General features: G+C 42.7%; 5 protein-coding genes and 1 pseudogene. 1 reads left to right on the plus strand and 5 read right to left on the minus strand.

Features of this window, described 5'->3' with window-relative positions:
• A partial coding sequence (locus CAG68_RS20790; protein WP_161441611.1) for a methyl-accepting chemotaxis protein occupies positions 1–1,459 on the minus strand: 1,459 nt, incomplete at its 3' end.
• A gap of 293 nt (positions 1,460–1,752) precedes the next feature.
• On the opposite strand from CAG68_RS20790, the gene queD reads away from it, so the two are divergent.
• Positions 1,753–2,115 carry a 6-carboxytetrahydropterin synthase QueD gene (gene queD / locus CAG68_RS20795; RefSeq protein ID WP_005376896.1) on the plus strand — a complete coding sequence of 121 codons (363 nt, stop codon included), beginning with the start codon at positions 1,753–1,755 and terminating at the stop codon, positions 2,113–2,115.
• Positions 2,116–2,204: 89 nt separating this feature from the next.
• Here the strand turns inward: queD and CAG68_RS20800 are convergent, their stop codons facing one another.
• The 4 genes and pseudogenes from CAG68_RS20800 to CAG68_RS20815 form a co-directional block, all read right to left on the minus strand.
• On the minus strand, positions 2,205–2,672 hold the full coding sequence (locus CAG68_RS20800) for a GNAT family N-acetyltransferase (protein WP_017636099.1): 468 nt from the start codon (positions 2,670–2,672) through the stop codon (positions 2,205–2,207).
• Between the two features lie 94 nt (positions 2,673–2,766).
• Positions 2,767–4,481: pseudogene (gene tpdA, locus CAG68_RS20805) on the minus strand (cyclic di-GMP phosphodiesterase TpdA).
• A 211-nt stretch (positions 4,482–4,692) separates the two neighbouring features.
• Positions 4,693–6,054 carry an L-serine ammonia-lyase gene (locus tag CAG68_RS20810; protein WP_005376899.1) on the minus strand — a complete coding sequence of 454 codons (1,362 nt, stop codon included), beginning with the start codon at positions 6,052–6,054 and terminating at the stop codon, positions 4,693–4,695.
• Between the two features lie 97 nt (positions 6,055–6,151).
• Positions 6,152–7,405 carry an aromatic amino acid transport family protein gene (locus CAG68_RS20815; RefSeq protein ID WP_005388284.1) on the minus strand — a complete coding sequence of 418 codons (1,254 nt, stop codon included), beginning with the start codon at positions 7,403–7,405 and terminating at the stop codon, positions 6,152–6,154.
• Positions 7,406–7,706: the final 301 nt, after the last annotated feature.

Raw genomic sequence — 7,706 nt, forward strand, 5'->3', positions numbered from 1 at the left:
GACTTACATCAGATGTGGTTTGCGTCTGGTTTTGGATATCTTCTGCATGTCTGAGCACTTGGCGCATTTCGTCAACAACGTTATGCATTGTGGCTGATAGTGCCTCGACATCGACTGAGCGTTGATGAGCAAACTGGCAGACGGTATCAACAGAAGTTAATGACTCTTCACTTCCTTGCTGGAATTGAGAAATGATATGTTCAATATTACCAGTGGCCTCAGCCGTCCTAGAAGCCAGGTTACGCACTTCTTCCGCGACGACCGCAAAACCGCGCCCTTGCTCTCCGGCACGGGCGGCTTCAATAGCAGCATTCAACGCGAGCAGATTGGTTTGTTCTGCAATACCCTTAATAACCACAAGAATGGACGACACTTCTTCGGTTCTTTGGTTTAGAGAGCTGATTTTTTCCCGTACGGTATCAATGTTACTTACTAGTTGTTTGATGTCTTCACTTACATTGTGTGCTTGGCTTGCACTATGAGTGGCGACATCAACGGTGTGATTGACCAAAACAGTAGCGTTGTTAGTCGAGTCCTCAACCGCAGTTTGTTGCTGCAACATATCGGTGATATTACTTTGTACTTCGTTGGTCTCTAGCTGTTGGTTATTCGCCGCTTTATCTGTGGACTGCGCGACAGCAGTTAGTTTACTCGCGGAGTCGGCAAGTGAGTGAGAGGTGTCTTGCACACGTTCTAAGCTTTCGGAGACCGTATCCATGAATGAATTGATTGCAGTAGAAAGTTGGCCCACTTCATCCTGTTGGTGATGCATAAGTCGTTGAGATAGATCTTTGCTATGGCTCACATTCGACATGAATTTCGACGTTCTTTGAATTGGTCGTACAATGATTTTCTGAATCAAACTCATCGTTATGATGAAGCCCACAAATGCGATTACGGCCATTATTCCCATCGCAAACATTGCCTGTTTACTGATCATTGAATTGACATGATTCATGTTGTATTCCAAGCGAATCGCGCCCAACACTTCTCCTGCTGGTGCAACGTGGCAAGAAACGCAGTTGGTGCCACGGTAATTTTCGCTCGATTTCATTGGTAGCGCGACTACTAACCCTTTGCCCCAATCGGCTGAGATTGGTTCAATCACCAGTTCACCATTCAACGCTCGTTGATCAATATCATCGACAGGCTGCTGGTTTTGTTGCCCAGGTCCGTAAAGTTTGGTCACAGTATCAGCTCGCAACACGCGAACTGCTTCAATGCCTTCTTGGGCCAGGGCTTTTTGACGTAAGGTCTCTTTTTGCGACATGGTGCCCGTAAGCATCATCATATTTAGGCTGTCGAAATAATTACTAGCCTTATCATGGAGTTGTTCACTAAGAACATCATTGATTAAGGTTTTTTGTTGATGGTATTGGTAAGCCGTAGAGGCAGCTAGAACGCAGCTGAAGACAGCAATTAACGCCAGTAAGAGCTTAAAAGTGATAGTTGAGCGCATAAATTTATAAGTGTAATTGGAACGAACTGCACAATATTAATGTGCACAAATGCGCACTGCGAACAACGAAATGAATGATTGTGACCCCACACATGTTGGGGATATGTAATTGTGATGTGAGTGCTGTGTAATCAAATGTTTGGCGCGTGACAGAAATACGGCGCTTTGGTGTGAGTGATAGCAAAGAGGCCGGGAACTAGCGGAAGTTTTTGCTACGCTTGTATGGGGTAACGCTTGTCTCTTGGCAGCGAATTCCTTAGTATTGCCTGTCTTTTTAAAGCCTGAGAATCAAGATGAAAACAGAATTATACAAAGAGTTTATGTTCGAAGCAGCACACCATTTGCCACACGTACCAGAAGGTCACAAGTGTGGTCGTTTGCACGGACACTCTTTCCTTGTTCGTCTTTATGTAGAAGGTGAAGTTGATCCACATACAGGTTGGGTAGTGGATTTTGCAGAGATCAAAGCTGCGTTTAAACCAATTTACAATCGCTTAGACCATTACTACCTAAACGACATTGAAGGGTTAGAGAACCCGACTAGCGAAGTGTTAGCAAAATGGATTTGGCAGCAGCTTAAGCCAAGCTTACCACTGCTAAGTAAAGTAGAAATCAAAGAAACGTGCACAGCGGGTTGTATTTACAAAGGCGAATAAGTCACTTTCTATTGAGCATTAAACAAAGGCAAGCGAGAAGCTTGCCTTTGTTGTATCTGAATGGCCCAATTTTGATTATGCTTCACCAGTTAGCTTAATGGGTGTCGTAGAATCCATTCTTTTTCATTATCACCCAATGTTGTTTCCTCTGTATTAATGAATCCGCACGCATCAAAAAAACTGATAGCGTATTGCTGACTTTGTGGAACAGTGGCGCAAAGAGAGGTGCTTTTAGGGTTAATGGTATACGCATAAAGGAACAGTTTACGCAATGCCTCACTCCCAACCCCTTGACGTTGGAAACGTTGATCAATCATCAAGTACTTAAGCTCCAGTTCGTATCGTTTAGCAAACGGCGCATGTTGGGAGAAACCTTTATCGATAACAAGATAGCCTACTAATAGATCATCAGAATAAATCGTAAAGAACGCCTCTGACTTACTACGTTTTTGATAAGCCATTTCAAACGGTGTAAAAAATCCTTTTTGCTCTTCTTGCACATCCAATTGCATCAAACTTGAAAAATCTTTCAGTTTGGTGGGTTTAATCGCAATCATCGCTCAATCACAAATTGGCGGCATACCTTTATGCCACCACGAGTTTTTATAGAGTATTAGATCTATTTTAAGTAACTAACCGAGTGAAGAAAAGCTAGCAATGAAGAGGGTAATAATAACCTTGGTGAATATAGGCGCCCAATGTTGTGAGTAAGTGAGCACTGTCTGCCGTTTCTACGCCTTCAACAATGACCGTGCAGCGATACGTATTGCCCATAGCAATTAACTGACGCAAGGTTTCTATCTTTTTATCATCAGATTTTAGGCCAATAACAAATTCTCGGTCGATTTTGAGGTAGTCCGGATTCAGCTTGCTGATAAGCGCCACATTATTATTGCCGGTGCCAAAGTCATCAATACTGATTTTACAATCCAGAGCTTTTAGTTTCGCGACATTGTCATAAATCTCAGAGGTATAGTACATCGATGCATTTTCTGTGATTTCGATTGTCAGCAAACGGCAATCCCGATTAGATAGCTCTCTATATAGGATTGAAAAGTTACGCCCTCGCAGCAAAGAAGGACAAACGTTAATGCTGATAGGGATGGGCAACGCTTTTTGTTTGGTGTAGATGGAATCAATCACCAGTAAGGTATGAGTTAGCAGCAATCCATTGCGGATCAGTGTTTCAATAAACCGTTGCGTATTTTTTACCTTAAACCGGGAGAGGGCTTCGTAGTGCACAATCTTTTGTGCCGAAGTGTTATAAATCGGCTCCAGTTTTATTTTGAACTGTCGAATTGCGCACAAGTAAGCCATAAAGGCTTGTAGGGAGCGGTGACGCAGTATAATGAGAAAAAGTAAGCTCAGTAGAATGATACTTTGAAACGGCCCAGAGATGTAATACACCTCTTTATAGCCACTATTCTTTACGTGATAATTGAAAAAGCGTTCATTGGTGTTACCAATCTCTAACGACGTTCCGGTATTCGTTGATAGCTTCATACCGGAAAGAAAAAAACGTGAAATATGATTTTCAACATTGTCGGATAAGTTAATGTTTTTAACACGAACCAAAACAGTTGCGTTATTTAAGTCAAATGATTGGGTGGTGTAATTGTTATTGTTACTCCACTCTTCAAAGGCTTTTTTGCTGACAGGGACAACGGTTTCTGGAGTGACTAAGCATCGAATATTGAAACGATCTAGCATCATGCTCGATTCCACCAACTTCACATTATCAAATAGCGACTTCAGTTCGCTTTCATTAGCAAAGCAACTCCTGCGGGAAAGGCTCTCTGCAATTTCGAAGGCGTTATCCAGATAATTATGTTTAACGATGCTGTTTATCGCGTAGTAACAGATAGCAAAGAAAATGATCGCAGTGATCAACACAACCCACATTGCTTCTGAATAGATCTTTTTATTACGCAGGCAAATACGAAGCGCTTTGCGAAGACTATTGGTTGTGTATTGATTGATCTTCTGTTGATGTTCGATGCCATTCTGGTGGTTGTTTTGCATAGTAAAAGGGATGAAGTATCCGGTCCGGTGAATGTTTTCGATAATGTTTTTGTTAGTGGTTAAATGTTCTTCCGTGAGCTTGCGAAATTTCTTTCTTAGAGCGGCCACCGCGTTTTTAAAGCCATTTTCAGGCAGTGTCATTTTGTATTGTTGAGTGATTTTGCTTTCTATTAACCGCTGACTAATCGGCGTATTTAAACTGCCGTATGTGGCGATAGTTGACAGAATGGCGTACTCATTTGGTTGACAGGAATGGAGTGGTGGAGTGACTGATTGAGCTCTAGAGATATTTCGTTTTCGGACAAGCAAACGCAGATTTGGTTTCCAATTTCAAACCTAATCATGTGTTGATGTGCTCCAAGTTTAATTTTTGGCTACGTTATCAATAAAGCTAGGGAAGAGATGTGATTTTTTACTGAGATATCCATAATATTTGGATATATTCAACGTTTTAGGTTTTTTTTACTTGTCCTGATAACGCATTTTCCTGGGTTTTTTAGGTATAAAAAAACCCGAGCACAGACTCGGGTTTTGATTGGTATTCAGAAAGGCGTGTTAGCAAATCACTTTGATTGCTAGACCACCTTGAGATGTTTCGCGGTATTTCGCGTTCATGTCTTTACCTGTTTCTAGCATGGTTTCGATAACCTTATCTAGAGAAACAGTTGGAGCTGAAGAGCGACGTAGTGCCATGCGAGTAGAGTTGATTGCTTTTACTGCCGCAATACCGTTACGCTCAATACATGGAACCTGAACCTGACCTGCAACTGGGTCACACGTTAGACCTAAGTTGTGCTCCATCGCGATTTCTGCTGCCATACATACTTGCTCAGGGCTACCACCCATAAGCTCAGCAAGGCCTGCTGCTGCCATAGAACATGCCACGCCAACTTCACCCTGACAGCCAACCTCTGCACCAGAGATAGACGCGTTACGCTTGTAAAGACCTCCGATTGCGCCAGAAGCTGCAAAGTAACGGATGTAATCTTTTTCAGTCACAGTTTGGATGAACTTATCGTAGTAAGCCAGTACCGCAGGAATGATGCCACACGCACCGTTAGTTGGTGCTGTAACAACGCGGCCACCTGCTGCGTTCTCTTCGTTTACTGCGAAAGCGAACATGTTTACCCAATCAACAACAGACATTGGATCATTTGTTGTCTTTTCTGAAGTAAGTAGCTGCTGGCGAAGTGCTGCTGCACGGCGAGGCACACGCAGTGGACCAGGCAAAATACCTTCTTCATTCATACCGCGATCCATACACTCGCGCATTGTGCGCCAGATGTTCGCGAAATAAGTACGAGTTTCTTCATCTGAATGAAGCGCATGCTCATTCTTCATGGTTAGTGCGCTGATGGACAATCCACTTTCGTGGCATTGGTTAACCAGTTCCTCTGCCGTTGTAAACGGGTAAGGTACTTTTACTGGGTTTTCAGCTTCTTTACCGAAATTTTCTTCATCAACGATGAAACCACCGCCGATAGAGTAGTAAGTTTTTGAGTACGCTTTTTCGTCATCAATCCAAGCGTGGATCTGCATGCCGTTTTCGTGTAGCTCTAGGTTTGTTTTGTGGAAGTTCATTCCACCTTCACGTGGGAACGATACTGTGTGACAGTGCATGCCAACGGGAAGGCGTTCAGTTTCTTCTACACGAGCGATAAAGCCCGGGATAGAATCGATATCAACTTTCTCAGGAGTGTTGCCTGCAAGACCCATGATGATAGCAATATCTGTGTGGTGACCTTTCCCTGTCAGTGATAGTGATCCATAAACGTCAACGGTGATTTTAGTGATGTCGCGCAGTTTTCCCATTGCACGAAGATCATCAATAAACTCTTTACCCGCTTTCATTGGGCCTACAGTGTGTGAGCTTGAAGGTCCAACACCGATTTTATAGATATCAAAAACACTAATCATATCGATTACCTCAGAAGAAAGCCTCCCAAGGGGAGTTGGGAGGCTTAATTTTATCGTTATATTTTTGGATTAATCATACTGCACTGGGCAGAGATGATTAAAGAGCGCCGTAGATTACAGAACTAATTGCAGCAAGACCACAGATTGCTGTGAAAATTTGCACAGGTGCTGAAGTTTTGTACTTAGCCATCGCAGGAACTTTTTGCATTGCGAAGATTGGCATCAAGAATAGGATTGCCGCAATCATCGGTGCACCCATTGTTTCAATCATACCTAGGATGCTTGGGTTAACGATAGCAACGATCCAAGTTGTGATTACAATGAAGATTAGAGACATCTTCTCGATCTTACTTACTGGTGATTTTGAACGAGATTTCACTAGACCAACTAGACCTTCGTGCGCACCCAAGAAGTGGCCAAAGTAGCTAGAGGTGATCGCTGCGAAAGCAACCAATGGACCCATGTAAGAGATCAGTGGAGATTCATGCACGTTTGCTAGGTAAGAAAGAACAGAGATGTTTTGCTCTTGCGCTGTTGCTAGTTGCTCTGGAGACAGAGAAAGTACAACAGAGAAAACGAAGAACATAACAAAGCCCATCAGCATCATTGCTGCGCCACCAGTGATAGCGTCAGTTTTCTTAACTGCGTCATCACCATATACACGACGTTGCTCTTTAGAGAACTGAGAAATGATTGGGCTGTGGTTGAAAGAGAACACAATAACAGGGATTGCTAGCCAAACGATAGCTGGCATTGCACCCCAGTCAGGTGACACTTCCATCATTGAAGTGTTCCAACCAGGAATTAGGTATACAGACAGTGCTAGTAGGATGAACACGAGAGGGTAAACCATTGCTGAAGTTGCTTTCAGCATAAGCTCTTTACCGAATACTACGCCTGCTGTCATTGCAGCAATAAGTGCACCAGAAAGTAGCCAGCGAGGAATAGATTCCATGCCCATTTGGTTAACTAGGAAAGAGTCAACTGTGTTTGTGATACCAACACCGTAGATAAGTACGATTGGGTAGATAGCGAAGAAGTAAGCGAACGTAATAAGGTTTGCGCCAGTCTTACCAAAGTGCTCTTCTACTGTGTCGGTGATGTCCGCTTCAGGGTTTTTCGCAGAAAGAACGAAACGAGCTAAAGATTTGTGTGCGAACCAAGTCATTGGTGCTGCGATTAGGGCTAGGATTACTAATGGCCAGAAGCCACCTGCACCTGCTTTAATAGGAAGGAACAGTACACCTGCACCTACTGCCGTACCAAAAAGGGACAGACACCAGGTAAAGTCTTTGTAAGAAAACTTACTAGACGATTGTGCGGTAGAAACCGCAGAAGTAGTTGTATTCATTTTTTAGTTACTCATTTTGGGAACAGGAAATAAGTCGGGAGTAATTTTGCAAGATTTTACACTAGGAAAATTAGATCTAAATCATTTATTGCTTACGCTTATTGAATGATATGTCAAAAACCTGCTTTTTATCACGAAAATGATGTGCTACTCGTGATTTCTGCTAATGAGTAAAATTAGAAAAACTTATCAATAGGGCTGTTTGTATAAATTTATTTCACCGCAAGCGTTTGCGGTGAAAATGGAAAATTAATCTAATGTGAATGAATGTTTATGAAGCAACGTTTTATTAATATTGATG

This window comes from Vibrio sp. V42_P2S4T144, from assembly GCF_009904715.1.
GTDB classification, from domain to species: Bacteria; Pseudomonadota; Gammaproteobacteria; order Enterobacterales; family Vibrionaceae; genus Vibrio; species Vibrio alginolyticus.

Bases quoted from the DNA above. Each gene is read 5' to 3' on its own strand.
- queD (WP_005376896.1), top strand. From the start codon at position 1,753: ATGAAAACAGAATTATACAAAGAGTTTATGTTCGAAGCAGCACACCAT.
- CAG68_RS20800 (WP_017636099.1), bottom strand. From the start codon at position 2,672: ATGATTGCGATTAAACCCACCAAACTGAAAGATTTTTCAAGTTTGATG.
- CAG68_RS20810 (WP_005376899.1), bottom strand. From the start codon at position 6,054: ATGATTAGTGTTTTTGATATCTATAAAATCGGTGTTGGACCTTCAAGC.
- CAG68_RS20815 (WP_005388284.1), bottom strand. From the start codon at position 7,405: ATGAATACAACTACTTCTGCGGTTTCTACCGCACAATCGTCTAGTAAG.